At 62.3% G+C, this 26472-nt stretch carries 24 protein-coding genes; 19 read left to right on the top strand and 5 right to left on the bottom strand.

Translation table 11 applies throughout. The features are described from left to right. Positions 1 to 76 precede the first annotated feature (76 nt). From ACIPQ1_RS16725 to ACIPQ1_RS16735, 3 genes are all read left to right on the top strand, one after another. Positions 77 to 1006, top strand: coding sequence for a LysR family transcriptional regulator (locus ACIPQ1_RS16725; RefSeq protein WP_250964607.1), 930 nt, complete (start codon positions 77 to 79; stop codon positions 1004 to 1006). A gap of 187 nt (positions 1007 to 1193) precedes the next feature. After that, a complete protein-coding gene (locus tag ACIPQ1_RS16730) occupies positions 1194 to 1595 on the top strand; it encodes a MerR family transcriptional regulator (protein WP_186730703.1) in 402 nt (133 codons plus the stop codon). 156 nt (positions 1596 to 1751) lie between these two features. Further along, a complete protein-coding gene (locus ACIPQ1_RS16735) occupies positions 1752 to 2651 on the top strand; it encodes a hydroxymethylglutaryl-CoA lyase (RefSeq protein ID WP_411385117.1) in 900 nt (299 codons plus the stop codon). Positions 2652 to 3304: 653 nt separating this feature from the next. Here ACIPQ1_RS16735 and ACIPQ1_RS16740 read toward each other — a convergent pair. Beyond that, positions 3305 to 5002: an AMP-binding protein gene (locus tag ACIPQ1_RS16740; RefSeq protein ID WP_446534459.1), complete on the bottom strand. Its 1698-nt coding sequence runs from the start codon at positions 5000 to 5002 to the stop codon at positions 3305 to 3307. 355 nt (positions 5003 to 5357) lie between these two features. On the opposite strand from ACIPQ1_RS16740, the gene ACIPQ1_RS16745 reads away from it, so the two are divergent. The 4 genes from ACIPQ1_RS16745 to ACIPQ1_RS16760 are packed head-to-tail and all read left to right on the top strand — an operon-like array spanning position 5358 to position 10918. Continuing rightward, positions 5358 to 6521, top strand: coding sequence for an isovaleryl-CoA dehydrogenase (locus ACIPQ1_RS16745; protein WP_250965215.1), 1164 nt, complete (start codon positions 5358 to 5360; stop codon positions 6519 to 6521). A gap of 11 nt (positions 6522 to 6532) precedes the next feature. Beyond that, positions 6533 to 8140: a carboxyl transferase domain-containing protein gene (locus tag ACIPQ1_RS16750; RefSeq protein WP_446534460.1), complete on the top strand. Its 1608-nt coding sequence runs from the start codon at positions 6533 to 6535 to the stop codon at positions 8138 to 8140. Between the two features lie 13 nt (positions 8141 to 8153). Beyond that, complete coding sequence (locus ACIPQ1_RS16755) at positions 8154 to 8972, top strand: gamma-carboxygeranoyl-CoA hydratase (protein WP_446534461.1); 819 nt, start codon at positions 8154 to 8156, stop codon at positions 8970 to 8972. Continuing rightward, the gene (locus ACIPQ1_RS16760; RefSeq protein WP_446534462.1) at positions 8969 to 10918 is read left to right on the top strand and encodes an acetyl/propionyl/methylcrotonyl-CoA carboxylase subunit alpha; all 1950 of its coding nucleotides are present in this window, start codon (positions 8969 to 8971) and stop codon (positions 10916 to 10918) included. Before ACIPQ1_RS16755 ends, ACIPQ1_RS16760 begins: the two co-directional genes overlap by 4 nt. Before the next feature lie 29 nt (positions 10919 to 10947). On the opposite strand, the gene ACIPQ1_RS16765 is transcribed toward ACIPQ1_RS16760, so the two are convergent. Next, entirely contained in the window at positions 10948 to 11595 is a 648-nt protein-coding gene (locus tag ACIPQ1_RS16765) for a LexA family protein (RefSeq protein ID WP_250965211.1), read from the bottom strand. 130 nt (positions 11596 to 11725) lie between these two features. On the opposite strand from ACIPQ1_RS16765, the gene ACIPQ1_RS16770 reads away from it, so the two are divergent. Beyond that, a complete protein-coding gene (locus tag ACIPQ1_RS16770; RefSeq protein ID WP_250965210.1) occupies positions 11726 to 12067 on the top strand; it encodes a DUF6124 family protein in 342 nt (113 codons plus the stop codon). Positions 12068 to 12560: 493 nt separating this feature from the next. Then, entirely contained in the window at positions 12561 to 13712 is a 1152-nt protein-coding gene (locus tag ACIPQ1_RS16775) for a M14 family metallopeptidase (RefSeq protein ID WP_411385123.1), read from the top strand. Between the two features lie 178 nt (positions 13713 to 13890). Here ACIPQ1_RS16775 and ACIPQ1_RS16780 read toward each other — a convergent pair whose 3' ends face one another. Both ACIPQ1_RS16780 and ACIPQ1_RS16785 read right to left on the bottom strand, forming a co-directional pair. Next, positions 13891 to 14427, bottom strand: coding sequence for a cytochrome b (locus tag ACIPQ1_RS16780; protein WP_250965208.1), 537 nt, complete (start codon positions 14425 to 14427; stop codon positions 13891 to 13893). Beyond that, positions 14424 to 15506, bottom strand: coding sequence for a catalase family peroxidase (locus ACIPQ1_RS16785; protein ID WP_250965207.1), 1083 nt, complete (start codon positions 15504 to 15506; stop codon positions 14424 to 14426). The genes ACIPQ1_RS16780 and ACIPQ1_RS16785 overlap by 4 nt, the downstream gene beginning before the upstream one ends. Before the next feature lie 168 nt (positions 15507 to 15674). Here ACIPQ1_RS16785 and ACIPQ1_RS16790 point away from each other — a divergent pair, with 168 nt between their 5' ends. Together ACIPQ1_RS16790 and ACIPQ1_RS16795 are read left to right on the top strand one after the other, a co-directional pair. Next, on the top strand, positions 15675 to 16181 hold the full coding sequence (locus tag ACIPQ1_RS16790; protein ID WP_250965206.1) for a sigma-70 family RNA polymerase sigma factor: 507 nt from the start codon (positions 15675 to 15677) through the stop codon (positions 16179 to 16181). Continuing rightward, complete coding sequence (locus ACIPQ1_RS16795) at positions 16178 to 16930, top strand: anti-sigma factor family protein (RefSeq protein ID WP_250965205.1); 753 nt, start codon at positions 16178 to 16180, stop codon at positions 16928 to 16930. The genes ACIPQ1_RS16790 and ACIPQ1_RS16795 overlap by 4 nt, the downstream gene beginning before the upstream one ends. A 142-nt stretch (positions 16931 to 17072) precedes the next feature. Here ACIPQ1_RS16795 and ACIPQ1_RS16800 read toward each other — a convergent pair whose 3' ends face one another. Continuing rightward, the gene (locus ACIPQ1_RS16800; RefSeq protein WP_411385124.1) at positions 17073 to 17909 is read right to left on the bottom strand and encodes an IclR family transcriptional regulator; all 837 of its coding nucleotides are present in this window, start codon (positions 17907 to 17909) and stop codon (positions 17073 to 17075) included. Positions 17910 to 18155: 246 nt separating this feature from the next. On the opposite strand from ACIPQ1_RS16800, the gene ACIPQ1_RS16805 reads away from it, so the two are divergent. From ACIPQ1_RS16805 to ACIPQ1_RS16840, 8 genes are all read left to right on the top strand, one after another. Next, positions 18156 to 19181 (top strand): ABC transporter ATP-binding protein, encoded by a 1026-nt coding sequence (locus ACIPQ1_RS16805; protein WP_411385125.1) that lies wholly within the window; start codon positions 18156 to 18158, stop codon positions 19179 to 19181. Beyond that, complete coding sequence (locus tag ACIPQ1_RS16810) at positions 19178 to 20047, top strand: ABC transporter permease (RefSeq protein WP_446534463.1); 870 nt, start codon at positions 19178 to 19180, stop codon at positions 20045 to 20047. The genes ACIPQ1_RS16805 and ACIPQ1_RS16810 overlap by 4 nt, the downstream gene beginning before the upstream one ends. Before the next feature lie 6 nt (positions 20048 to 20053). Beyond that, positions 20054 to 20848, top strand: coding sequence for an ABC transporter permease (locus tag ACIPQ1_RS16815; protein ID WP_186710008.1), 795 nt, complete (start codon positions 20054 to 20056; stop codon positions 20846 to 20848). Between the two features lie 7 nt (positions 20849 to 20855). Next, entirely contained in the window at positions 20856 to 21146 is a 291-nt protein-coding gene (locus ACIPQ1_RS16820; RefSeq protein WP_003199964.1) for a (2Fe-2S)-binding protein, read from the top strand. Between the two features lie 166 nt (positions 21147 to 21312). Then, a complete protein-coding gene (locus tag ACIPQ1_RS16825; RefSeq protein WP_250965199.1) occupies positions 21313 to 22668 on the top strand; it encodes an FAD/NAD(P)-dependent oxidoreductase in 1356 nt (451 codons plus the stop codon). Next, positions 22665 to 23780 (top strand): NAD(P)/FAD-dependent oxidoreductase, encoded by a 1116-nt coding sequence (locus tag ACIPQ1_RS16830; protein WP_250965198.1) that lies wholly within the window; start codon positions 22665 to 22667, stop codon positions 23778 to 23780. The genes ACIPQ1_RS16825 and ACIPQ1_RS16830 overlap by 4 nt, the downstream gene beginning before the upstream one ends. Positions 23781 to 23798: 18 nt before the next feature. Continuing rightward, positions 23799 to 24860 carry an ABC transporter substrate-binding protein gene (locus ACIPQ1_RS16835; RefSeq protein WP_411385128.1) on the top strand — a complete coding sequence of 354 codons (1062 nt, stop codon included), beginning with the start codon at positions 23799 to 23801 and terminating at the stop codon, positions 24858 to 24860. 243 nt (positions 24861 to 25103) lie between these two features. Further along, the gene (locus ACIPQ1_RS16840; protein WP_446534464.1) at positions 25104 to 26456 is read left to right on the top strand and encodes a leucine-rich repeat-containing protein kinase family protein; all 1353 of its coding nucleotides are present in this window, start codon (positions 25104 to 25106) and stop codon (positions 26454 to 26456) included. Positions 26457 to 26472: the final 16 nt, after the last annotated feature.

A 26472-nucleotide genomic window follows, 5' to 3' on the forward strand; every position in this document is an offset into this window, starting at 1 on the left:
TCACCGATATATGTTTCACTGATTCTCATCGCCACCCGGCACCTCACAACAAGCCCAAGAACAAGAGTGCAGCGCCATGAATCTGAGCAAGGTCGACCTCAACCTTTTCATTGTCTTCGATGCGATCTACACCGAAGCCAACCTGACCCGCGCCGGGCAGATCGTCGGCATCACTCAGCCAGCCGTGTCCAATGCCCTGGCCCGTCTGCGCGAGACCTTCAACGACCCTCTCTTCGTGCGCACCGCCCAAGGCATGGTGCCGACGCCCATGGCCCAGAACATCATCGGCCCGGTGCGCAACGCCTTGTCATTGCTGCGGGTGTCAGTGCAGGAAAGCCGGATCTTCAACCCGCTGCAGGCCGTCAAGACCTATCGCATCAGCATGACCGACCTCACCGAAGGCGTGATCCTGCCGCTGCTGTTTCAACGCCTGCGCCGCCTGGCGCCGACCGTGGCGATCGAGAGTTTCCTGTCCAAGCGCCGTGAAACCACCAAGGAACTGGCCGCCGGCCGCCTCGATTTCGCCGTGGACGCACCGCTCAACACCGACCCGCAGGTGCGCCACGTCAAGTTAATGGAAGATCGCTACGTATGCGCCATGCGCAAGGGCCATCCCCTGGCGGGCAAGGAAAAGATCAGCCTCGACGATTACCTGGCCCAGACCCACGTGCACATTTCCAGCCGCCGTAACGGCCTGGGTTACGTTGACCTGGCCCTCGGCAAGATGGGCATCCAACGCAAGATCGCCTTGCGCTCCCAGCATTACTTGATGGCCTCCCAAGTGCTGCAGCAGACCGACATGGTCATGACCGTCCCCGAGCGCTTTGCCCGGCGTCACGATTTGCACGCCTTCCTGCTCCCGGTGAACGACGTGCCACCGGTGGAAACCCATCTCTACTGGCACGAAAGCACCGACCAGGACCCGGCCAACCGCTGGATGCGCGAGCAGATGATCGAGCTGTGCCAGCAGGTGACAGCCCATGAGAAGAAGCTCGATCAGGTTTAGCCTGATCCCATTGTGGGAGCGAGCTTGCTCGCGATAGCGTCAGATCAGTCGCCATTGATATTGACTGGTCTACCGCTATCGCGAGCAAGCTCGCTCCCACAGGTTTTATGTGCAAGAACCGCACTGCTTGACGCGCACGTCAACCTGCCTTTAGCTTAGCGCCAACCCTTTCGTTTCGAGCGCTTCCATGAGCAGCCAGACCTACAGCATCTCCGACCTCGCCCGCGAATTGGATATCACGACACGGGCCATCCGTTTCTACGAAGAACAAGGCCTGTTGAGCCCGGAGCGACGGGGTCAGGAGCGCATTTACTCGCCGCGGGACAAGGTCAGCCTGAAGCTGATCCTGCGTGGCAAGCGCATTGGTTTTTCCCTCGCTGAGTGCCGCGAGCTGATCGAACTCTACGACCCCACCAGCGGCAACCAGAAACAACTGCACAGCATGCTGGCAAAAATCGCCGAGCGCCGGGAACAGCTCGAACAGCAATTGCTGGACATCGAACAGATGAAGCTGGAACTCGACACCGCCGAAGAACGCTGTATCCAGGCGCTGGAGCAGACGCTCAAGGGCGAGGAAATCGCCCAGTAACACTTCATGCCCCTTGTGGGAGCGAGCTTGCTCGCGATAGCGGTAGACCGGCCAATATCAATGGCGACTGATCCGACGCTATCGCGAGCAAGCTCGCTCCCACAGGGGGACATCATCGCTCTCGATATTTTGGCAATTCATTACAGGTCACTCCCCATGCCCCTCCCCTCCTTTGTACGCTTGATCGAAGTCGGCCCCCGCGACGGGCTGCAGAATGAAGCCCAGCCCATCAGCGTCGCCGACAAGGTGCGCCTGGTGGATGCCCTGAGTGCAGCCGGCCTGGGTTACATCGAAGTCGGCAGTTTCGTCTCGCCCAAGTGGGTGCCGCAAATGGCCGGGTCCGCCGAGGTATTCGCGCAGATCCAGCGCAAGCCCGGTGTGACCTATGGCGCCCTGGCGCCGAACCTGCGGGGTTTTGAGGATGCACTGGCGGCCGGCGTAAAAGAAGTGGCGGTGTTCGCCGCCGCGTCCGAAGCGTTTTCCCAGCGCAACATCAATTGCTCCATCAAGGAAAGCCTGGAGCGCTTCGCGCCGATCATGGACGCCGCCAGACAGCACGGCGTCAGTGTGCGCGGCTACGTTTCTTGCGTGCTGGGCTGCCCTTATGAAGGGGCGGTCAAGCCTGAGCAGGTCGCGTGGGTCGCTCGGGAGTTGTATGCGATGGGCTGCTACGAAGTCTCCCTGGGTGACACCATCGGCACGGGCACCGCTGGCGCCACCCGCAGGATGTTCGAGGTGGTGGGCGCCGAAGTGCCGCGGGACAAACTCGCCGGACATTTCCACGACACCTACGGCCAAGCCATGGCCAATGTGTACGCCAGCCTGCAGGAAGGCATCGCGGTGTTCGACAGTTCCATCGCCGGCCTGGGCGGTTGCCCGTACGCCAAGGGTGCCAGCGGTAACGTCGCCACCGAAGACGTGCTGTACCTGCTCAATGGGTTGGGTATCGAAACCGGTGTCGACCTGGACGCATTGATCGCCGCGGGGCGGCAAATCTGTGACGTGCTCGGCCGCCCCAGCGGTTCGCGCGTGGCCAAGGCCCGCAGCGCACACTGAGGTGTTACCGCTGGCTTTGTAACAGCGGCGAAACGAGTAACACGGAAACAATTTGTCAGGTTTGGTCCGACAGGTTTTTCAGCTGAAAATCACAACATATTGATTTATATAGATTTTTAAAAGTTGGCACGCCACCTGCTATATCTCTGGCATAACAAGAATAAAAAAACGCAGCAAACCCAATAAAAACAAGACGAAACGACTCTGACATAACAAAAACAACACGGCAGAGACGCAGCTAACAGATTTTTTTGGAGAAGATGGGCTTTTCAGGGTGCTTTCAGGAGCAACCCGCAACCGGGCAGAGAACAATAAAACTACCTTCAGGTAGCTCCCGAATCGGTTGGATCGCAAAGCGAAAAAGCAAATCAGCGCTCAAAAAAATACGTTTGCTCTTGATCCCGGATGGGGATCGCCAAAAACAGCAGTAAAGGGCCACGGCTGCCAATAACAACAACAGGCCGCCCCTCAATAATAAAAAAGAGCACGCGACGACAAAATTAAAGGGGAGCTTCGGCTCCCCTTTGTGCTGTCTGGCGTTTGGGTTTTTCGTGTGGGAGCGAGCTTGCTCGCGAAGGGGCCCGGACAGTCAATATCAATGTCGACTGACACACCGCTTTCGCGAGCAAGCTCGCTCCCACAGGAGATTTTGCTCAGCCTTCTCTATCACGCAGTTCTTCGATGCTGATTTCGCGCATGCGGAATTTCTGGATCTTGCCGGTGACCGTCATCGGGAATTCTTCGACGAACTTGAAATGACGCGGCGTCTTGAAATGGGCGATGCGTTCCTTGCACCAGGCTTGCAGCGCTTGCTCGGAGGCGCTGTGGCCGGGGTGGAACTTGATCCACGCCACGATTTCTTCGCCATAGCGCGAACACGGAATGCCGATCACTTGCACATCCGCCACCGCCGGATGGGTGAAGAAGAACTCCTCCAGCTCGCGCGGGTAAATATTCTCCCCGCCACGAATGATCATGTCCTTGTTGCGCCCGACGATGCAGACGTAACCCTGCTCGTCCATGGTCGCCAGGTCGCCGGTGTGCATCCAGCCCTGGGCGTCGATGGCATCGGCGGTGCCCTTGGGGTTGTTCCAGTAGCCGAGCATCACACTGTAGCCACGGGTACACAATTCGCCGACCGCGCCATGCGGGACGACCTGGCCTGCCTCATCGATAATCTTGCTTTCCAGGTGTGGCTGGGTGCGGCCGACGGTGGTCACCCGCAGCTCCAGTTCGTCTGAAGGACCGGTCTGCAACGACACCGGACTGGTTTCCGTCATGCCGTAGGCAATCTGCACCTCAGCCATGTGCATCTCGTTGATGACCCGCCGCATCACTTCGATCGGACATGTAGCCCCAGCCATGATGCCCGTGCGTAGGCTGGACAGGTCGAAGTCGCCCCGCTGCGGCTGGTCCAGCAGGGCGATGAACATGGTCGGCACGCCATACAGCGCGGTGGCTTTCTCCTCGGCCACGGCCTTTAGCGTCAGCAACGGGTCGAAGGCATCGTTGGGGTAGATCATGGTGCTGCCATGGGTCATGCAGCCCAGGTTGCCCATGACCATGCCGAAGCAATGGTAGAGCGGCACCGGGATCACCAGCCGGTCGCCAGCCGTCAGGCCCAGGCTTTCGCCGACCATGTAACCGTTGTTGAGAATGTTGTGGTGGCTGAGGGTCGCGCCCTTGGGAAAGCCGGTGGTGCCGGAGGTGTATTGGATATTCACTGGCTGATCGAAGTGCAGGCTGGATTGGCGCTCGGCCAGTTGTCCTGGCGTCACCGCCGCCCCCAGGGCGGCCAGTTGTGACCAAGGCAGAAAGCCTGACGGGGGTTGGGGATCGAGGCTGACTACACCGCGTAAATCCGGCAGGCGTTCGCTCTGCAACTGGCCGATGGATTGTTCCGCCAGCTCCGGTGCCAGCGCTTGCAACATGGCGTGGTAATCCGAGGTCTTGAACGCCCCGGCACACACCAGCCACTGGCACCCGGACTGTTTGAGCACGTATTCGAGTTCGGAGACCCGATAGGCCGGATTGATATTGACCAGAATGACGCCGATCTTCGCACTGGCGAACTGGCTGATGCACCACTGGGCGCAATTGGGCGCCCACACGCCGAGACGGTCGCCGGTTTTCAAGCCCAGCGCCAACAAGGCCCGGGCGTGCAGATCGACGGCCTCAGCCAGTTGCCGCCAGGTGTAACGCAACGATTGATGACGAACCACCAACGCCTCGCCCTCTGGATAACGGGCCACGGTCTGGTCGAAAACCTCGCCAATGGTTTGTGCCAGCAAGGCCTTGTCCTGCGAGCCGCGGGTGTAGCTGAACTGCGAATGCGAACCGGGTTGATCCATGACGCCCCCTCTTGTCTTTATTAGTGGGTGTAGCGGTGGAACCTCATGCACAAATGCCGTTGTGGCTGGTAGGAGCTGTGTAGGAGCTGTCGAGTGCAACGAGGCTGCGATCTTTTCCAAAGACACTTGAATCCCAAGCGAAAGATCAAAAGATCGCAGCCTTCGGCAGCTCCTACACGCGCTCGAGCGGGAGCAAGCTCCCTCGCCACAAAAGCTGATCCAAAACACCCGTACTCTGGCTTAAGTTGACGTTAACGTAAAGGGCGATTGACAGCCTCTCGTCGCAGGCTTACGTTAACGTAAAGGTAGAGCATTTTCCGCTCTCCGCACCCGATAAAAAAGCCAAAGGTGTCCCATGAGCTACCCATCCCTGAATTTTGCCCTCGGCGAAACCATCGACATGTTGCGCGACCAGGTGCAGGCCTTCGTCAAGGCCGAACTGGCGCCTCGCGCAGCGCAGATCGATATCGACAATCTGTTTCCCGCTGACATGTGGCGCAAATTCGGTGACATGGGCCTGCTGGGCATCACCGTACCGGAAGAATATGGCGGCGCCGGCCTGGGCTACCTGGCCCACGTGGTGGCGATGGAAGAAATCAGCCGCGGCTCGGCCTCGGTCGCCCTCTCCTATGGCGCCCATTCCAACCTCTGCGTGAACCAGATCAACCGCAACGGCACTCACGAACAGAAAACCAAGTACCTGCCCAAGCTGATCAGCGGCGAACACATCGGCGCCCTGGCGATGAGCGAACCGAACGCCGGCTCCGACGTGGTCTCCATGAAACTGCGGGCCGACAAGCGCGGTGACAAATACGTCCTCAACGGCAGCAAGACCTGGATCACCAATGGTCCCGATGCCAACACCTACGTGATCTACGCCAAGACCGACCTGGAAAAAGGCGCCCACGGCATCACTGCTTTCATCGTCGAGCGCGACTGGAAAGGCTTCAGCCGCAGCAACAAGTTCGACAAGCTCGGCATGCGCGGCTCCAACACGTGCGAGCTGTTTTTCGATGACGTCGAAGTGCCGGAAGAAAACATCCTCGGCGCCCTCAACGGTGGCGTGAAAGTCCTGATGAGCGGCCTCGACTACGAGCGCGTGGTGCTGTCCGGCGGCCCGACCGGGATCATGCAAGCCTGCATGGACCTGATCGTGCCCTACATCCACGACCGCAAACAGTTCGGCCAAAGCATCGGCGAATTCCAGCTGATCCAAGGCAAGGTCGCCGACATGTACACCCAGCTCAACGCCAGCCGCGCCTACCTGTATGCGGTGGCCCAGGCTTGCGAGCGCGGCGAAACCACCCGCAAGGACGCCGCCGGGGTGATCCTCTACAGCGCCGAGCGCGCCACGCAAATGGCCCTCGACGCGATCCAGATCCTGGGGGGCAATGGCTACATCAATGAATTCCCCGCCGGTCGTCTGCTGCGGGACGCCAAGCTGTATGAAATTGGTGCTGGCACCAGTGAGATTCGTCGGATGTTGATCGGCCGCGAACTGTTTAACGAAACCCGCTAACGGAGCTGACCATGGCCACGCTGCACACTCAGCTCAACCCACGTTCGCCGGAGTTCATCGCCAACCGCGATGCGATGCTCGGACACGTCGAAGCCCTGCGCACCCTGCTCGCGCACATTCGCCAGGGCGGCGGACCCAAGGCTCAGGAACGGCATACTTCGCGAGGCAAATTGCTGCCCCGTGAGCGCATCAACCGATTGCTGGATCCGGGCTCGCCGTTCCTGGAGATCAGTCCATTGGCGGCCCATGAAGTCTATGGCGAAGACGTGCCGGCGGCCGGCGTGATTGCCGGCATTGGCCGAGTGGAAGGCGTCGAATGCATGATTGTCGCCAATGACGCGACGGTCAAAGGTGGCTCCTACTATCCGTTGACGGTGAAAAAACACCTGCGCGCCCAGACCATCGCCCAGCAGAATCGCCTGCCGTGCATTTACCTGGTGGATTCAGGCGGCGCCAACCTGCCGCGCCAGGATGAAGTGTTCCCGGACCGCGAGCACTTCGGCCGGATCTTCTTCAACCAGGCCAACATGAGCGCCCTGGGTATTCCGCAGATTGCCGTGGTCATGGGTTCCTGCACCGCTGGCGGCGCTTATGTGCCGGCCATGGCGGACGAGGCGATCATGGTCCGCCAGCAAGCGACGATTTTTCTTGCCGGCCCGCCACTGGTAAAAGCCGCCACCGGTGAAGTGGTCAGCGCCGAAGACTTGGGCGGCGCCGATGTGCACTGCAAGATTTCCGGCGTGGCGGATCACTATGCCGACAGCGACGAACATGCCCTGGCCCTGGCCCGGCGCAGCGTGGCCAACCTCAATTGGCGCAAACTCGGTGAGTTGCAGCGTCGCCAGCCCATCGCCCCGCTGTATTGCAGCGATGAGCTGTACGGCGTGGTGTCGGCCGATGCCAAGCAGCCGTTCGATGTGCGGGAAGTGATCGCGCGCCTGGTGGACGGTTCGGTGTTCGATGAGTTCAAGGCGCTGTTCGGCACGACCCTGGTGTGCGGTTTCGCTCATTTGCACGGCTACCCGATCGCAATCCTGGCCAACAATGGCATCCTCTTCGCCGAGGCCGCGCAGAAAGGCGCGCACTTCATCGAACTGGCCTGTCAGCGCGGGATCCCGCTGCTGTTCTTGCAGAACATCACCGGTTTCATGGTCGGGCAGAAATACGAAGCCGGTGGCATCGCCAAGCACGGCGCAAAACTGGTGACCGCGGTGGCCTGCGCCAAGGTGCCGAAATTCACCGTGATCATCGGCGGCAGTTTCGGCGCGGGCAACTACGGCATGTGCGGCCGCGCCTATGATCCACGGTTCCTGTGGATGTGGCCGAACGCGCGAATTGGCGTGATGGGGGCCGAGCAGGCGGCCGGCGTGCTGGTGCAAGTCAAGCGTGAACAAGCCGAACGCAGTGGCCAGCCCTTCAGCGCCGAGCAGGAAGCGGAGATCAAGCAACCGATCCTCGATCAGTACGAAGAACAGGGTCACCCCTATTACTCCAGCGCACGGCTGTGGGACGACGGCGTCATCGACCCGGCCCAGACCCGCGATGTACTGGGCCTGGCCTTGTCCGCGTCACTGAACGCGCCTATCGAACCGAGCCGCTTCGGCGTGTTCCGGATGTAAACGGGGAATGACCATGGAAAACTTCAACACCCTCGAACTGCACACCGACCCACGGGGCGTCGCCACCCTGTGGCTCAGTCGCGAGTCGAAGAACAACGCGTTCAACGCGGAAATGATCCGCGAACTGATCCTCGCCCTCGATCACGTCGGCAGCGATCCAAACCTGCGTTTCCTGCTGATCCGCGGTCGCGGCAAGCATTTCAGCGCTGGCGCCGACCTGGCCTGGATGCAGCAATCGGCCGAGCTCGACTACCACACCAATCTCGACGACGCCCGGGAACTGGCTGAGCTCATGTACAACCTGGCCAAGCTGAAGATCCCAACGCTGGCCGTCGTCCAGGGTGCGGCGTTCGGTGGCGCGCTGGGGCTTATCAGTGCCTGTGACATGGCCATTGGCGCCAATGAAGCACAGTTTTGCCTGTCGGAAGTGCGCATTGGCCTGGCGCCGGCGGTAATCAGCCCGTTCGTGGTGCAAGCCATCGGCGAGCGGGCGGCGCGTCGGTATGCCCTGACAGCAGAACGCTTCGACGGGCAACGTGCGAAAGAGATCGGTTTGCTGTCGGACAGTTACCCTGCCGAGACCCTGGCCCAGCAGGTCGAACAGTGGATCGACAACCTGTTGCTCAATAGCCCGGCGGCCATGCGCGCCAGCAAGGAACTGCTGCGTGAAGTCGGCAACGGCGCCCTGACCCCGGCGCTGCGACGCTATACCGAAAACGCCATCGCCCGCATCCGCGTCAGCCCGGAGGGCCAGGAAGGCCTGCGGGCCTTTTTGCAAAAGCGTGCGCCGAACTGGCAAGCCGAATCGAATAACAAGGAGTCGCGTCGATGAGCGCCCCTGCCCTCACCACGTTGCTGGTGGCCAATCGCGGCGAAATCGCCTGCCGCGTGATGCGCACCGCCAAGGCCATGGGCCTGGCCACCGTTGCCGTCCACAGCGCCACCGACCGTGATGCCCGCCACAGCCGTGAAGCCGACATTCGCGTGGACCTGGGCGGCAGCAAGGCTGCCGACAGTTACCTGCAAATCGACAAATTGATCGCTGCAGCGAAAGCCAGCGGTGCCCAAGCCATCCATCCCGGTTATGGCTTTCTGTCCGAGAACGCCGGATTCGCCCGGGCGATTGAAAACGCCGGGCTGATTTTCCTCGGCCCACCGGCCTCGGCCATCGACGCCATGGGCAGCAAATCGGCGGCCAAGGCCTTGATGGAGACCGCCGGCGTGCCGCTGGTGCCCGGCTATCACGGCGAAGCCCAGGACCTGGAGACCTTTCGCGACGCCGCCGAGCGCATCGGCTACCCCGTATTGCTCAAGGCCACCGCCGGCGGTGGCGGCAAGGGTATGAAAGTCGTCGAAGACGTCAGCCAACTGGCCGAAGCCCTGGCCTCGGCCCAGCGTGAAGCGCTGTCCTCGTTCGGCGATTCACGGATGCTGGTGGAAAAATACCTGCTCAAGCCGCGCCATGTGGAAATCCAGGTATTTGCCGACCAACACGGCAACTGCCTGTACCTCAACGAGCGCGATTGCTCGATCCAGCGCCGCCACCAGAAAGTCGTGGAAGAAGCCCCCGCGCCCGGCCTGACCCCGCAACTGCGCCGGGCCATGGGTGAAGCCGCGGTGCGCGCGGCCCAGGCGATCGGTTATGTCGGGGCCGGTACGGTGGAGTTCCTGCTGGATGCCCGGGGCGAATTTTTCTTCATGGAGATGAACACCCGGTTGCAGGTCGAGCACCCGGTCACCGAAGCGATCACTGGGCTGGACCTGGTGGCCTGGCAGATTCGCGTCGCCCAAGGCGAGCCATTGTCGCTCACTCAGGCGCAAGTACCGCTGCGCGGCCACGCCATCGAAGTGCGGTTGTATGCCGAAGACCCGGCCAACGATTTCCTGCCCGCCACCGGGCGGCTGGCGTTGTATCGCGAGTCGGCCGAGGGGCCGGGGCGGCGAGTCGACAGCGGGGTTGAAGAAGGCGATGAAATCTCGCCGTTCTACGACCCGATGCTCGGCAAGCTGATCGCCTGGGGTGAAGACCGCGAGCAGGCGCGCTTGCGGCTGTTGAGCATGCTCGACGAATTTGCCATTGGCGGGCTGAAGACCAACATCGGCTTCCTGCGACGGATCATCGCCCACCCCGCCTTCGCAACGGCGGAACTGGACACCGGATTTATCCCACGTTACCAGACGCAATTACTGCCAGAGCCCGGCGAATTGGATGACGCGTTCTGGTTCGCCGCCGCCCAAGGGTTCGCCTTGAGCCTGACCCCACGTGTACGCGGCGATGATGCCGGCTCACCCTGGGCCAGCACCACCGGGTTGCGTCTGGGGCTGCCCAGGGAAACCAGCTTGCACCTGAGCTGCGAAGGCCAGGATCGCGCACTGACGCTGGACAGCACCGTCTGTTGCGCGGAACTCAAGGGTGAGCAACTGACGGTCGAGCACCACGGCCTGCGCCGCAACCATCGGGCCATTCGCCAGGGCGACAGCTTGTACCTGCAATGGGAAGGTGACCTGCACCGGATCGACCTGTACGACCCGCTGGCCGTCGCCGAAGCCAGCCACAGCCATCAAGGCGGCCTGGTGGCGCCCATGAACGGCAGTATCGTGCGGGTATTGGTGAATGTCGGCCAGACTGTGGAGGCCGGGGCTCAACTGGTGGTGCTGGAAGCCATGAAAATGGAGAACAGCATTCGTGCGCCCCAGGCTGGCGTGATCAAGGCGCTGTACTGCCAGGAAGGCGAAATGGTCAACGAGGGTAGTGCCTTGGTGGCGTTCGAAGAATAGGCATCGGCCCGCTCCCCGGGCCGATCCAGTCAGAACCTGATGGTGGCCTGTACCACCACACCGATGATGCGGCATTGCTCGGTGTACAGGTTTTTCGGGTAAGTCGGATTGAGCGGAACCAGGTAACGCTGCCCGCTCTCTTCGATCAATTTGCGAAAGGTCGCGTCACTGCTGCCGGGTAGGCAGGCGACCACCAATTTGCCGGGCACCGCCTCGATGGCCGGATCCACCAGGATCGACATGCCCTCGGGAATGCTCAACCCGCTGGGTGCGGTCATCGCATCGCCCATCACCACCAGCCAGAATGCATCGCCCAGGGCGTGGTAGTCCGTCAGTTCGTAGCGCGCCTGGCTGTAAGCGCCAGGATCACCTTCACGAACTTCGCCCACCTCGTGCCACTCACTGACCGGGTAGCGGAAGTACGGGTTGTACTTCTGCGCCAGGGCCATGCCTTCTTCGGTGGAGGTGTCCGGCTCGCGGATCACCATCGCCACTTCCAGAAACTCCAGCCCCAGCTCCCGCAGGACCCGGTTCATGTCTGCGACACTGGGCTGCCGGCGCTTGGTCAGCCAATGGCCGACGCCGCCCTGGGACATGCCCAACCGCTCTGCGAGCACCACTTGCGTGATGTGCAGCTCCTTCATCTTGGCCTTGACCAACTCTATCCATTTATCCATGTGCGGCACGATACGTGGGTGACCCCGACCCTCAAAACACAAATTGTAGTATTTAAATTGTCGTCACAATTACGGTAAGTACTATTCTGGATTCAGGAGTTCAGCCCCACACACGGAGATTTTCATCACAATGGACACACCCAATACAGACCAGCCCAGCAGCCCTTTCGACGGTACATTCCCTTCGCTGCAGGATTGCCCGGCGGCCAAACGTGCCCTCGACTACTACTTGAAACCAGGTGTTTCACCAGCCCAGACAGAACATCGCTTCTTCGAGGTCAGCCGCAGCGTCAGCGCGGAAGAAGCCCTTGTGCACGCCTGCGACCTGTTGCGCTGCGCAGCGGCGACCGCCCATGAGTCGGCCAGCCAGTTGGAGGGTTCGAGTCGTGACCTGGCGTTTTCGGTGGTGCACATGATCGATCTGGTCAAGGTGATGCTTGACCGATCCCTGGATGGCTACCCTACTCGCTAGCGGTAACCCTTTGGAATGTCGTCGCGAATGCGGACGAAGAGAAAAAATTTCCAATCGATGCGATCAAATCATTTGACTTCCAAATGATAATGATTATTATTGCATCAGCTGGTCGCGAGATCAGTCGATAGGCCAGAAGACCTTAGGTCGGACTTCTGGAATATCTCCTCATCAGGCTAATCACGGTTTTTGACCCGGCTTTTTGCCGGGTCTTTTTTTGCCGATTTTTCGGCTTATGTCTTCAGGCTAATGAAGTCTTTCAGGGTGCTGCCAATTCGATGGCGGCGATCATAACAAATGAATATCTGTTTACAAGAGTCCCCTCGCCACACCGGCGAAACTATCGACAACCAGCACTTGAGAATCAATTGCAGACTCTCTAAGCTGGCTTCGCGTCCAGGGAGGACGCCCCCTCCTTTACCTGATGCAAATCGTCCCGGTTTCGCCTTTCTTGCGTGTAAAGTAACGGTCATGTAAATCCTTTCCAGGAACCGTGACCGTGGCTAAATCTTCCTTTGATATCAGTGCCAATTTCGACAGCGGCAACATCGAGGTCGTCGACATCAGCAACCCGTTGCAGTCGTTGCTCAAGATCAGGCCCGACACCCGCAGCGCCCATTTCCAGTGGTTCCATTTCAAGGCCAGCGGCTTGCACGTCGGCCAGGAATATTCCTTCCGCCTGCTCAACGCCAGTCAATCGTCCTATAACAAGGCCTGGACGGGCTACCAGACCGTTGCCTCCTACGATCACGTCAATTGGTTCCGCATTCCGACCCAGTTTGAAGGCGACGCCCTGCGCTTTCACCTGGAGGCCGAACAACCCCACGCCTGGTTCGCCTACTTCGAACCCTACAGCCGTGGCCGCCATGACTGGCTGATCGAGCAGGCGCAGCACAAGTCCGGCACCGAGCTGTTGGCCGTCGGTAAAAGCGTGGAAGGCCGGGACATTCAACTGCTGCGCAAGGGCAGCGGCGCCGAAGGCCGGCGCAAAGTCTGGATCATCGCCCAGCAGCACCCCGGCGAGCACATGGCCGAATGGTTCATGGAAGGCGTGATCGAACGCCTCCAACAGCATGACGATGCGCAACTGAACCGGTTGCTCGCCAAGGCCGATTTGTACCTGGTGCCGAACATGAATCCGGACGGCGCCTTCCATGGTCATCTGCGGACCAACGCAATGGGCCAGGACCTCAACCGTGCCTGGCAGAACGCCAGTCCGGAAATCAGCCCTGAGGTCTTTTTCGTCCAGCAGCAAATGGAAAAGTATGGCGTCGATCTGTTTCTCGATGCGCACGGCGATGAGGAAATTCCCCACGTCTTCACCGCCGGTTGTGAAGGTAACCCGGGCTACACGCCACGCATCGCTGAGCTCGAAGAGCGCTTTCGCAGCCAACTCAAGCACCAGACCAAAGACTTCCAGACCGCTCACGGCTACACCCGCGACGAACCGGGCCAGGCCAACATGACCCTGGCCTGCAACGCAATCGGGCAAAAATATGACTGCCTGTCCCTGACCCTGGAAATGCCATTCAAGGACCACAACGATCACCCGAACCCGATCACCGGTTGGTCCGGCAAACGCTCGATGCAACTGGGCAAGGATGTGTTGAGCACCATCGAGGCCATGGTTGACGAATTGCGCTGAGCCAACGACCTGATCATCTCCCTGGTCTAAGGTGAACACCTGTGGCGAGGGTGCTTGCTCCCGCTCGGCGGCGCAGCCGTCGTAAACCGGCTGACGCAATCTGCCTGAAAGATTGCGTCAGCCCATTTGGGGCGGCTGCGCCACCCAGCGGGAGCAAGCTCCCTCGCCACAGGGTTCATCAACCCTTGCCGCGCAACATACTGTCCAACACCTCATCCCGGCGCACCCACGCGTGAAACAGCGCCGCCGCCAGATGCACCACCACGGTCACGAACAACAAATAAGCCAGGTACCCATGGGCCTTGCGCAGCAGCGCGAACGTCTGGGCGTGGGCAGGCAGGATTGAAGGCAGTTGCAACGAGTCGCTGAGCATCACCGGGTCCCCCGCCGCCGAAATCATGCCCCAGCCCAACAGCGGCAGGATCAGCATCAAGGCGTACAACAACACATGGGAGGCGTTTGCCGCCAGCACTTGCCAGCCCGGCAGATCCGCCGGCAGCGGCGGTTGACGAGTGGTAAAGCGCACCAGCAGACGGACGATCACCAGCAGCAAAATCGCGATCCCCAATGGCTTGTGCAATTGCAGCAGCCATTCATGGCGTTCGGACACCGAGGCGACCATGCCCGCGCCGATAAACAGCATGGCGATGATCATCAGAGCCATCAACCAGTGGAGCAGTCGGGCCAGCGGAACAAAGTGACGAGGGGCGCTCATGGGCGGGACTCCTGGGTGGCGGGCAATTGGCTCACTTCGCTGGTACGGCGCAGATAGGAACTGGCATAGGCGGCGGAGCGCGCGACCAGCAGCGGATCGTCAGAACCTTCGATCCCTTGGGGCAGGATCAGCGGGTCATAGTTGATGTCGCGGCATTCGCCGTTGTCCTGGGCCTGGGTGCGCTCCAGCACCAGCGTGCCGGCATTGACCACCTTGCGGTCAGCGGGCCAGGCCTTGCTGGCGTCGTTCACCGGATCCCCCGGGTTGGCCAGGGTGATGTTCAACTGCCAACGCAACGGCCCGGCGGCAAGACGCTTCGCCAAGTCTTGTTCGAGGAAATCAGCACCCTGGGGCGGCGTCGCATCCGCTGCGTCCTGGCTCAGCGGCACCACGCCCCAGCGCACGGCCTGGCGCTGGCCGGCGGAGTTGACCAGATAGAACGCGTTAATGCCGTTGTAGGTTTCGGTGGCATAGCTGGCCGACGGCTTGGCGGTCTTGATCCATTGCAGGAACGGCACCGCTTCGGGGTGCGCGGCAAAAAACGCCGGCACGGCCGCAGGGTTCGGTTTTCCAGTGGCAGGGTCCGGCGACTGGGCTTGCTGGAATTGGTAGAACGCTTCGACCGTGCCCACCGGAAACACCGGCATGCTGTTCATGCCGGTGCGCCATTGTTGGCCGTTGGCCTGGGTAAAACGCAGCGCCAGGCTGCGAATCGGCACACTGCCGTCCGGTGCATAGGGGTTGCCACTGGGCAAGGCAAAACGCCCGATTACCGGCGTCTGCGGCTGCGTGAACACCTGGGCACTGGAATAGGCGCTGGCCTCGCCCGTGCTTTGGAAATAGCCCGCGACACAGACACCTTTGGAGTGGTTGCGTCGAAAGCCCGGATGCGTGCCATTGTTTTTTTCCAGGACATTGACCAGCGCGTCCGGCGTCAAGCGCTGCGGGTCGAGGCTGCCATTGACGTAGGCAAACGCCCCGGCCAGCGCGGCAACAATCACCGCGATACCGCTCAGACGCAGGGTCAGGGCGGCGGCACTCAAGGGCGGCCGGCTCGATGAGGGTGAAGGATCAACCATGAGAAAGCTCCAGGGCGTGAGGCCGTTCGTTGGAAAGGACCCGTCAGACGAAGGCCCGCCAGGTTTATTCCCACGCCTCGTATTTATTTTTCCTGCACTGGAATAATCTCGTTCGCGGGGCGTCTTTCCAGTCCCGGCGCAGTGACTGCCTACAGAAACCACACTTTCATGAACGCACTTGACGAACAGTTGCGCGAACTCATCCCCAGGCTACGGCGTTTTGCCGTGTCGCTGACGCGCAACCCGAGCAACGCCGACGACCTGGTGCAGATGTGCCTGGAACGGGCGTTGTCCAAATGGAACGACAAGCGCCCGGACGGCGATCTGCGGGCCTGGCTGTTTTCGATCCTGTATCGGCAGTTTCTCGACGGCCATCGCCGCTCCCGGCGCTATGCGCGCATGCTGGCGTTCTTCACCGGCCGCGACGACGCCCACCCTTCGGCCGAGCGCAGCGTGATCGCGCAATCGTCCCTGCAAGCCTTCGATCAGCTCACGACGGAACAGCGCGCGCTGTTGCTCTGGGTGTCGGTGGAAGGCTTGAGTTACCAGCAAGTCGCCGACATCCTCGGCGTACCGACCGGCACGGTGATGTCGCGCCTGTCCCGCGCCCGCCAGGCCCTGCGCCAACTCAGCGATGGCGAAATCACCCGCCCCACCCTGCGGATACTCAAATGATCAGCATGCCCCCCAGCGACAGCGACCTGCACGCCTACGTCGATCGTCAACTGAGCGAAGCCGACCAGCGCCTGGTCGAGACCTACCTGGCCAACCAGCCTGACGTCGCCGCCCAGGTGCGCGCCTGGCAACAGGACGCGCAGCACTTGCGCACGGCCCTAAGCGGCGCCTTGCAACAGCCACCCAACCCGGACCTCGACCCGGCCATGATTCGCCAGCGCCTGAAACATCGCTCCCGCCGCCACCTGGCCAACGCCGCGGTGTTGCTGCTGGCCGTCAGCGTGGGTGGCTTCAGTGGCTGGCAGGCGCGGCAGATGACCCTGCTCAGCGCCGCCGCTCCCATGGCCGATGCCCTGCAGGCGTACCGGTTGATTGCTCAACAGGGCATCCTCCCAGCCGACTACCAGAGCGGCGACGAACAACACATGCAAGATTGGCTCGACCGTTACTTCACCCAGGCCGACCGGTTGCCCGACCTGTCCAGCGCCGGGTTCAAGCCGGTCAGCGGGCGCTTGCTCAGCACCGAGCAAGGCGCGGCGGCGATGGTGGTCTATCAGGATCCGAGCGGCCAGAAGATCAGCTTCTACGTGCGCCCTCCCGGCCCGAAGAATTTCCTGCTGCCCCGGGGCAGTCGCCGCGATGGCGAGCTGCAGGCCGAGTACTGGTCCGGGCCGGGCTACAACTATGCGATGGTCATACCGAGTGATACGCCGACGACGCAGCGGCTCAAGCAGACCCTGAACTTCTGAACCCCCTGCCCTGTGGGAATCTCTGTGGGAGCGAGCTTGCTCGCGATGGCGGTGTATCAGTCGACATCATTTCTAACTGAACCACCGCCATCGCGAGCAAGCTCGCTCCCACAGGGGATACAGGCTGCTCTTGAGAGTGTATTCACCCCTGCCCAAACACCTGCGAAGGCCTTCGCAGCAACGGATCGAACGGGTTGATCCGCGGCCCGATCAGCGCCGCTTCGCGCTTGAGCATATCCACCACCGTCGGCAGGCGATCGGGGCCCAACCGGTCGCTCACGGTGGCCACGCTCAAGGCCGCCACAGCCCGACCTTCGCGATCAAGAATCGGCACGGCCACCCCGGCCATGCCCTGCAATACGCCGGTGTTGCGTCCGGCGTAGCCCAGCGCGCGCACGTTCTCCACTTCCGTGCGCAGGAAAACTTCGTCGTACAAATGGAAATCCTTGAGCCGCGGCAGGTTGTATTGAATCACCGTGTCGCGCTCTTCTTCCGGAAGGAACGCCAGGATCGCCAGGCTGCCCTGCCCCACGCCCAACGCCACGCGGCCACCGATGTCGCCGGTGAATGTGCGGATCGGAAACGGCCCCTCGCTGCGGTCCAGGCAGATGGCATCGAAACCACTGCGGGCGAGCAAAAACAGCGAGTCCCCCAAGGACGCCGACAACCGCAGCATGGCAGGGCGCACCAGCTCGCGCAGGTTGCCGGTGTTCCCGGCCCGGGCCGCCAGGGCGAAAAAATCCAAGCTCAGGCGATAGCGTTTGCTGCGCGCGTCCTGCTCGACCATGCCCTCGTCCATCAGGCTGCGCAGCAGGCGATGCGTGGTGGGCTGGGACAGGCCGATGCGCTGGGCCAGTTGCGTCACCCGCTCACCGCCCTCCACCGTGTCGCCCAAGCTGCGCAACACGGCAAACAGCCTGGAGACTGCGCCGACACCGACTTCGCCCCTCTCATTATTCCGATCAGTGGAATTATTCATCAAGTTTCTCATTCTTCAATTTATCCACTGAATGAAACTGAAAATAGTCTTCGCTTCAGTGAAATAGTCCATTGAGCCCATCCTATTCTTCGTCCTACTCTTCGTCCATACAGGGGCGATTCGAACAACAGCGGCAGCCGACTTGAGGTCGAGCGCCAACGCACCCCAGCAGCACCCTTTCGTATCTGCCCATACAAAAAAGCGCGCCTTGCGGCGACGCATAACAATCCCAGGTGGAGCGCAGCGATGGCTTTTTTGCAACTTGAAGGGCTTGGCAAACGTTACGGCGATATCGACGCCGTGGTCGCCACCTATCTGTCGGTGGAAAAAGGCGAGTTCGTCTCGCTACTGGGGCCTTCCGGCTGCGGCAAGACCACGACCTTGCAGATGATCGCCGGCTTCGTCGACGTCAGCAGCGGGCGCATCCTGCTGGACGGCCGCGACATCACCCACGCCAAGCCCGCAAGCCGCGGCCTGGGGGTGGTGTTCCAGAGCTACGCGCTGTTCCCCCACATGACCGTCAAGGACAACGTCGCCTTCGGCCTGCGCATGCGCAAAGTGGCCAACGCCGAGTTGCAACAACGGGTGGACCGGGTGTTGAAACTGGTCCGCCTGGACCGTCACGCCGACCGTTATCCACGCGAACTCTCGGGTGGCCAGCGCCAACGCGTGGCACTGGCCCGGGCGCTGGTGATCGAACCGCCGGTGCTGTTGCTCGACGAGCCGCTGTCCAACCTCGACGCCAATTTGCGCGAAGAGATGCAGTTCGAAATACGCCGCATCCAGCGCGAAGTCGGCATCACCACGCTGATGGTGACCCATGACCAATCCGAAGCCCTGTCGATCAGCGACCGGGTCGTGGTGATGCAGGCCGGGCGCATCACCCAGATCGACGCGCCGTACACCCTTTACGAGCACCCGCGCACCGAGTTCATTTCAGGTTTCGTCGGCAAAGCCAACCTGCTGGCCGGCAGACGCGACAGCGCGGGTATGGTTCAAGCCTGTAGCCCGGCCGAGGGTGAGCTGACACTGAGTTTGCGTCCGGAAAAGATCGACCTGTGCGAGGTCGGTTCAGGGCGACTGCAAGGCACCCTCACCAGCCGCTTCTTTCTCGGCAGCCAATGGCTGTACGGCGTCTCCACCCGCCTGGGTGAACTCTGCGTGGTGCGCCGCAACGATGGCTCCGCGCCCCTGGCCGAAGGCACGGCGGTGGGCCTGGATTGGGATCCGGCCCTGCTGCGGGTATTGAGCGCGGACGAGGTACCGGCATGAAGCTGATCGATGCGATGCGCCGCGGCCGGCAAGGCTACCTGATGTCCGCGCCGGCCCTGGCCCTGTACCTGGGCTTGCTGGTCATTCCCTTGGGCTTGACCTTGGTCTTGTCATTCAACGTATTCGACTACAGCTCGGGCATCAACGGCGATGCCTACACCTTCGAGCACTACACCAGCCTGTTGGGCGATCCGTACTTCTACGAGATCTTTTTGCGCACGTTCTGGATCAGCGCCCTGACCACCCTCCTGTGCGTGCTGATCGGCGTGCCCGAGGCGTACATTCTCAGCCGCATGGGCACACCGTGGCGCTCGATTTTCCTGATCCTGATCCTCACGCCGCTGCTGATTTCGGTGGTGGTGCGGGCGTTCGGCTGGAGCCTCTTGCTCGGTGCCGACGGCCTGGTCAACCAGGCCCTGCAAGCCCTCGGCGGCGCGCCGGTGAAGCTGCTCTATACGCCGTTCGCCGTGGTCATCGCCCTGGTCCACGTGATGTTGCCGTTCATGATCATTCCGGTCTGGACCTCGCTGCAGAAACTCGACCCGGCCGCCGAGCAGGCCGCGCTATCCCTTGGGGCGAGCCAGTTCACGGTGATCCGCAAGGTGGTACTGCCGCAGATCATGCCCGGCGTTCTGTCCGGCACGCTGATTGTGTTCGGTCTCGCCGCCAGCTCCTTCGCGATTCCCGGCCTGCTCGGCGGACGGCGCTTGAAGATGGTCGCCACGTTGATCTACGACCAGTACCTGTCGGAGCTGAACTGGCCGATGGGCGCGGCCATTGCCGTCGCGCTGCTGCTGCTCAACCTGCTGATCATGCTGTCGTGGAACCGGATGATCGAAGGCCGCTACAAGAAGTCATTGGGGTAATGGGTCATGTCTAGAAACGGTCCTTTCGCGCTGTTGTTCCACGCCTTGGTGGTGATCTTCATGCTCGCGCCGCTGGTGGTGGTCTGCCTCGTCGCCTTCACCCCGGAAAACACCCTGAGCCTGCCGACCACCGAGTTTTCCCTGCGCTGGTTCCGCGCGGTGTTCGAGCGGGCGGATTTTGTCGACGCGTTCTACAACAGCCTGGTCCTGGCGTTCTGCGCGGCCTCGCTGGCGACCTTGATCGCGGTGCCGGCGGCCCTGGCGATCACCCGGCTCGAGTTCCCGGGCCGGGACTTCTTCAACGGCCTGTTCCTGTCGCCGATCATCATTCCGCACCTGGTGCTCGGGGTGGCGTTGCTGCGCCTGTTTGCATTGATGGGCGTGAACGGCAGCTTCGCCTGGCTGATCTTCGCCCATGTGCTGGTGATCACGCCGTATGTGCTGCGCCTGGTGCTGGCCTCGGCCATCGGCCTGGACCGCAGCGCCGAGCAGGCCGCGCAATCGCTGGGCGCCGGACGCTTCACGCTGTTCCGGCAAATCACCTTGCCGATGATCCTGCCGGGGGTGGCCGGAGGCTGGCTGCTGGCGTTCATCAACAGTTTCGATGAGGTCACGCTGTCGATCTTCGTCACCTCGCCGGCCACGCAAACCTTGCCGGTGCGCATGTACGTGTACGCCACCGAATCCATCGATCCGATGATGGCGGCAGTGTCGGCGCTGGTCATCGGGCTCACCGCGCTGACCATGATTCTGCTCGATCGGGTCTATGGCCTGGATCGAGTCCTGGTAGGCAAACAATGAGGGTGTCATGGCACTGCTGAAACGACTGGCCGAAGGCGACCGCCCGGCCCTGGACTTTACCCTCGACGGCCAGCCTGCCACCGGCCTGCTGGGCGATACCCTGCTGACCGCCGTGCTGACCTGCAGCGAACACTTGCGCGGCAGTGACTTCAGTGCCGAACCCCGCGCCGGCTTCTGCCTGATGGGTGCCTGCCAGGATTGCTGGGTGCGCCTGGGCGACGGCCGTCGCGTACGCGCCTGCTCGACCTTGCTCGAAGCCGGACAGCACATCAGCCGCGAACCGGGGCGCCAGGTATGAAAAGTATCGACTGGCACGGCCTCATCGCGAGCAAGCTCGCTCCCACAGGGGAACTGCGGCGCTCACAAAACCAGCATCCACAACCGATTCAATGTGGGAGCGAGCTTGCTCGCGATGACGGCTTCGACAACAGCACAAATCCCCCGGCCCTGCCCGTGAGGTGGCGATGAAACCGATAACCATCATCGGCGCCGGCCCGGCGGGTATCCGTGCCGCGCAGGCCCTGGTCGCCCATGGCCTGTACCCCGTGCTGCTGGACGAAGCCGCCCGCGGTGGCGGGCAGATCTATCGACGCCAACCGGCCAATTTCAAGCGCCCGTCGAACAAGCTCTATGGCTTCGAAGCACACAAGGCCAACGCCATCCACCAGACCCTCGACCAATTGCGCGGACAGCTCGATTACCGTCCCGATACGCTGGTGTGGAATGCCGAGGCCGGCCTGCTCGATACCTTGCATGAAGGCCGCGCCGATCGCCTCGAATACTCCAGCGTGATTGTCGCAACCGGTGCCACCGACCGGGTCCTGCCCGTGCCAGGATGGACCCTGCCCGGGGTGTACAGTCTGGGCGCGGCGCAGATCGCCCTGAAGTTCCAGGGGTGCGCCATCGGCGAACGGGTGGTGTTCGCCGGCAGCGGCCCCTTGTTGTACCTGGTGGCCTATCAATACGCCCGAGCCGGCGCCAACGTGGTCGCAGTCCTCGACAGCTCACCTTTTAGCGCCCAGGTCCGCGCCCTGCCCGACCTGCTGGTACAACCGACCACCCTCGCCAAAGGCCTGTATTACCGTGCCTGGCTGACCGCCCATGGCATCGCCGTGCATCAAGGGGCGAGCCTGGCGCGAGTCGAAGGAGAACGCCGGGTGCAGTCGCTGGCATGGCGCAACGCAAGCGGCGAACACACGCTCGATTGTGACGCGGTGGCCTTCGCCCACGGCTTGCGCAGCGAAACCCAACTGGCCGACCTGTTGGGCTGCGAGTTTGCCTGGAATATCCTCAACCGCGCGTGGCTGCCCCAACGGGACCGCGCCGGACGCAGCAGCGTGCCGGGGGTTTATCTGGCCGGTGACGGTGCCGGCATCATGGGCGCCGACGCGGCAGAGCTGGCCGGTGAACGGGCGGCCCTGGCCTTGCTTGAAGACCTCGGCTACGCCACCGACCCGCAGCGTTGCACGCAGCTGGAACAAGCCCTTGAACGCATCGGCCGGTTTCGCGAAGGGCTGGAGCGCGCATTTGCCTTTCCTGAACAGTGGGCTGCCGACGCCGCCGATCAACTGATGATCTGCCGCTGCGAAGAAGTCAGCGTTGGCGACATCCGCCGCGTGGTGAACGAAGGCCATTGGGAAATCAATCGGGTCAAGGCCCATTGCCGGGTCGGCATGGGCCGTTGCCAGGGACGGATGTGCGGCAGCGCGGCTGCGGAAATCATTGCCTGCGAAAGTGGCCGCGCCATCGCCAGCATCGGCCGCTTGCGGGCCCAGGCGCCGATCAAACCCGTGCCGTTCGGCCTGGAGGTCGAGCCATGATCGAAGTGGATGCGGTGATCATTGGCGGCGGTATCGTCGGCGCCTCGGCGGCGCTGTTCCTGAGCCAGGCCGGACGCCGGGTGGCGCTGCTGGAACGCGACTTCTGCGGCTCGCACTCCAGCGGCGTGAACTACGGTGGCGTACGTCGCCAGGGTCGACCGCTGTCGCAATTGCCCTTGTCGCAACGGGCCCATGAAATCTGGCACCAGTTGCCCCAGTTGATCGGCATCGACGGCGAGTACCAGCGTAGCGGCCACTTGAAGCTGGCTCGCAGTGCCGCAGACCTGCAAGCGCTGCACGACTATGCGGCCGCCAGCCAAGGCTTTGGCCTGGATCTGCAACTGCTTGATCGCACGGCCCTGCGCGCGCGCTTTCCGTGGGTCGGCACCGTCGCGGTCGGGGCGTCGCTGTGCCCGGAAGACGGCCATGCCAATCCGCGCCTGGTGTCGCCAGCCTTCGCCCAAGCCGCGCGCCGACAGGGTGCGCAAGTCCACGAACAATGCGCCGTCAGCCATGTTGAGCACGACGGCCGGCGCTTTGTCGTACCCACCGCAACGGGCCTGACGTTCCACGCGCCCTGGCTGCTGAACTGCGCCGGTGCCTGGGCCAGCCAGTTCGCCGCGCAATTTGGCGAAGCGGTGCCGATGCACGCCGGGCACCCGGCGATGCTGGTCACCGAACCCTTGCCCTTGGTCATGGATGCCAGCACGGGCGTCGAGGGCGGTGGCATCTACGCCCGCCAGGTCTCGCGCGGCAATTGCGTGCTGGGAGGCGGCCAAGGTTTTGCGCTGGATGCCGCTCGCGCCCGGCCCGGCCAGAACGCCGTGCTGGACATCCTGCGCCAGGCCGTCGAGCTCTACCCGTTTTTGCAAGGCGCCCAGGCGATTCGTACCTGGAGCGGCACCGAAGGCTACCTGCCCGATCGCCAACCGGTGATCGGCCACAGCAGCACCCAGCCCGGTCTGTTGCACGCGTTCGGCTTTGCCGGCGCGGGCTTCCAGATCGGCCCGGCGGTGGGCCAGGCGCTCACCGAGATCATCTGCAGCGGGGCTTCGTCCACGCCGCTGGATGCGTTTTCCATCACCCGGTTTCACTCCATCTCCGTTGCTTGATAGAGGAAGGTCGCGCCAATGAATAACGTCAAACGCAGTGCACTGTTCGGTTTCTGCTCGCTGGGTTCCGCTTGCCTGGGCGCCCTGCTCCCGGTCACCCAGGCGTTGGCCGAGCCGACGCTTTACCTGGGCATGAACGGCGGCACCATGGAGCGGCTCTACGCCGACAAGGTCTTGCCGGCTTTCGAGAAAGCCAACAACGTCAAAGTGGTCATCGTGCCCGGCACCTCTGCCGACATCCTGGCGAAAGTCCAGGCCAGCAAGGGCAACCCGCAAATGCACGTGATGTTCCTCGATGACGGCATCATGTACCGCGCCATCGCGATGGGGCTGTGCGACAAACTCGAGGACAGCCCGACCCTGGCGCAGATCCCGGCCAAGGGACGCATCAAGGATCAGGCCGTGGCCGTCAGCCTCGGCGTGACGGGGCTGGCCTACAACACCCGGCTGTTCAAGGAAAAAGGCTGGAATACGCCCACCTCCTGGATGGACCTGGCCGATCCGCGCTTCAAGGACAAAGTGGTGTTCCAGTCGATGGCCTCGTCTACCTTCGGCCTGCACGGCTTCTTGATGTTCAACCGGATCCAGGGCGGCAGCGAAACCGACGTCGAGCCCGGCTTCAAGGCGTGGCCGAACACGGTGGGCCGCAACGTACTGGAGTACATCCCGAGCTCGGCGAAGATATCCGAAATGCTGCAGACCGACGAAGCCGCGCTGTTTCCGCTGACGCCGACCCAGGTAACCGCGTTGAAACTCAAGGGCATGCCGGTGGAATATGCCCAGCCGAAGGAAGGCGCCGTGGTCCTCAACGTCGCCGAATGCGCCATTGCGCAGAACACCCAACCGGAACTGGCGCAAAAACTTGCAGAGTTCCTGCTGACCCCGCAAGCCCAGGCCATCGCCCTGGAAGAAGGCGACCAGATTCCGTCCAACCCCAACACCCCGACCACCGACAAGACCCGTGGCCAGGTAGAGGCGATGAAGCAATACCTGGAGACAGCGATTGCCGTGGATTGGGACCAGGTCAACGAACAACGCCCGGCCTGGAACGCCCGCTGGAACCGCAGCATCGAGCGCTAGAACGCGCTTTGCAGTTATCATGCGGCCAATTCACACCGAATTGAACAGATAACCTGTGGCGAGGGAGCTTGCTCCCGCTGGGCTGCAAAGCAGCCCCCAAACCAGACACCAAGGTGTGTCAGACTGATTGCAGGGCCGCTTTTGGGGCTGCCATGCAGCCCAGCGGGAGCAAGCTCCCTCGCCACAGGTTCTGTGCTGGTTTCAGTATTTGTGCCCGCCCCTTGATCAACAGCGAACCCTCCCATGCACACCCTCGCCCAACTACGCGCCGGCCAGCTCTCGGGAATTACCCGGCTGGACTTGGCCTGCGGCTTGACGGAGTTTCCCCGGGAAATCTTCGAGCTGGCCGATTCCCTCGAGATCCTCAACCTCAGCGGCAATCAGCTGGACACGCTGCCCGACGACCTGCATCGGCTGCCCCACCTGCGTGTGCTGTTCTGCTCGGATAACCGCTTCACCGAACTGCCCGAATGCCTGGGCCGTTGCAGCGCGTTGACCATGGTTGGTTTCAAGGCCAACCGCATCGCCCGTGTCACGGGCGCCGCGCTGCCGCCAAGGCTGCGCTGGTTGATCCTGACCGATAACGACGTCGAAGAGTTGCCCGACGAGCTGGGCCAACGCCCACACCTGCAAAAACTGATGCTGGCCGGTAACCGTTTGCAGCAGTTGCCGGCGAGCCTGGGCCAGTGTCATCGCCTGGAACTGCTGCGCATCGCCGCCAATCAACTGACCGAACTGCCGCAATGGTTGTTGGAGCTACCGAGCCTCAGTTGGCTGGCCTACGCCGGCAACCCGCTGGAAGCCCAAGCGGAAGCGGCGGCCCTGAATACCACTGTGCCTATCGACTGGTCGCAACTGGCGCTGCAACAACCACTGGGTGAAGGGGCATCCGGGGTGATTCACCAGGCGCTCTGGCAAGCCCCCGGCCAGGTGGCGCGAAACGTCGCCGTGAAGCTGTACAAAGGCCAGATGACCAGCGACGGCTCGCCCCTGCATGAAATGCATGCCTGCATCACGGCCGGTCGACACCCGAACCTGATCGACGTGTTGGGCCAAGTCACCGGGCACCCCGAGCAACAGGCCGGGCTGGTGATGGCGCTGATCGACCCCAGCTACCGCAACCTCGCCGGGCTGCCGAGCCTGGCGTCATGCAGCCGCGACGTGTATGCCGATGATCTGCGCCTGAACGCCCCGGCGGCCTTGCGCATCGCTTACGGCATCGCCTCGGCGGCGGCGCACCTGCACCGCCAAGGCATCACCCACGGCGATCTCTACGGGCACAACATCCTGTGCAATGACCAGGGTGATTGCCTGCTGGGCGATTTTGGCGCGGCGTCGTTCCACGCCATCACGGATAACCTGCAAACCCGCGCACTGCAACGCATCGAGGTGCGGGCCTTCGGGATTCTGCTGGGGGAATTGCTGGCGCGGATCGAACCGGCGCTCGCGGCACAGGATCTTGCATGGCTGCAGGATTTGCAGGCGCGCTGCTGTCAGCCGGAGGTGCTGGCGCGGCCGGGGTTCGATGAGATTGAAGGTTTGCTCCGTGACCGTGGCGAGGGAGCTTGCTCCCGCTGGGCTGCGAAGCAGCCCTGATCCGGCACCGCGGTCT

It is taken from the genome of Pseudomonas sp. LARHCG127, from assembly GCF_052871455.1.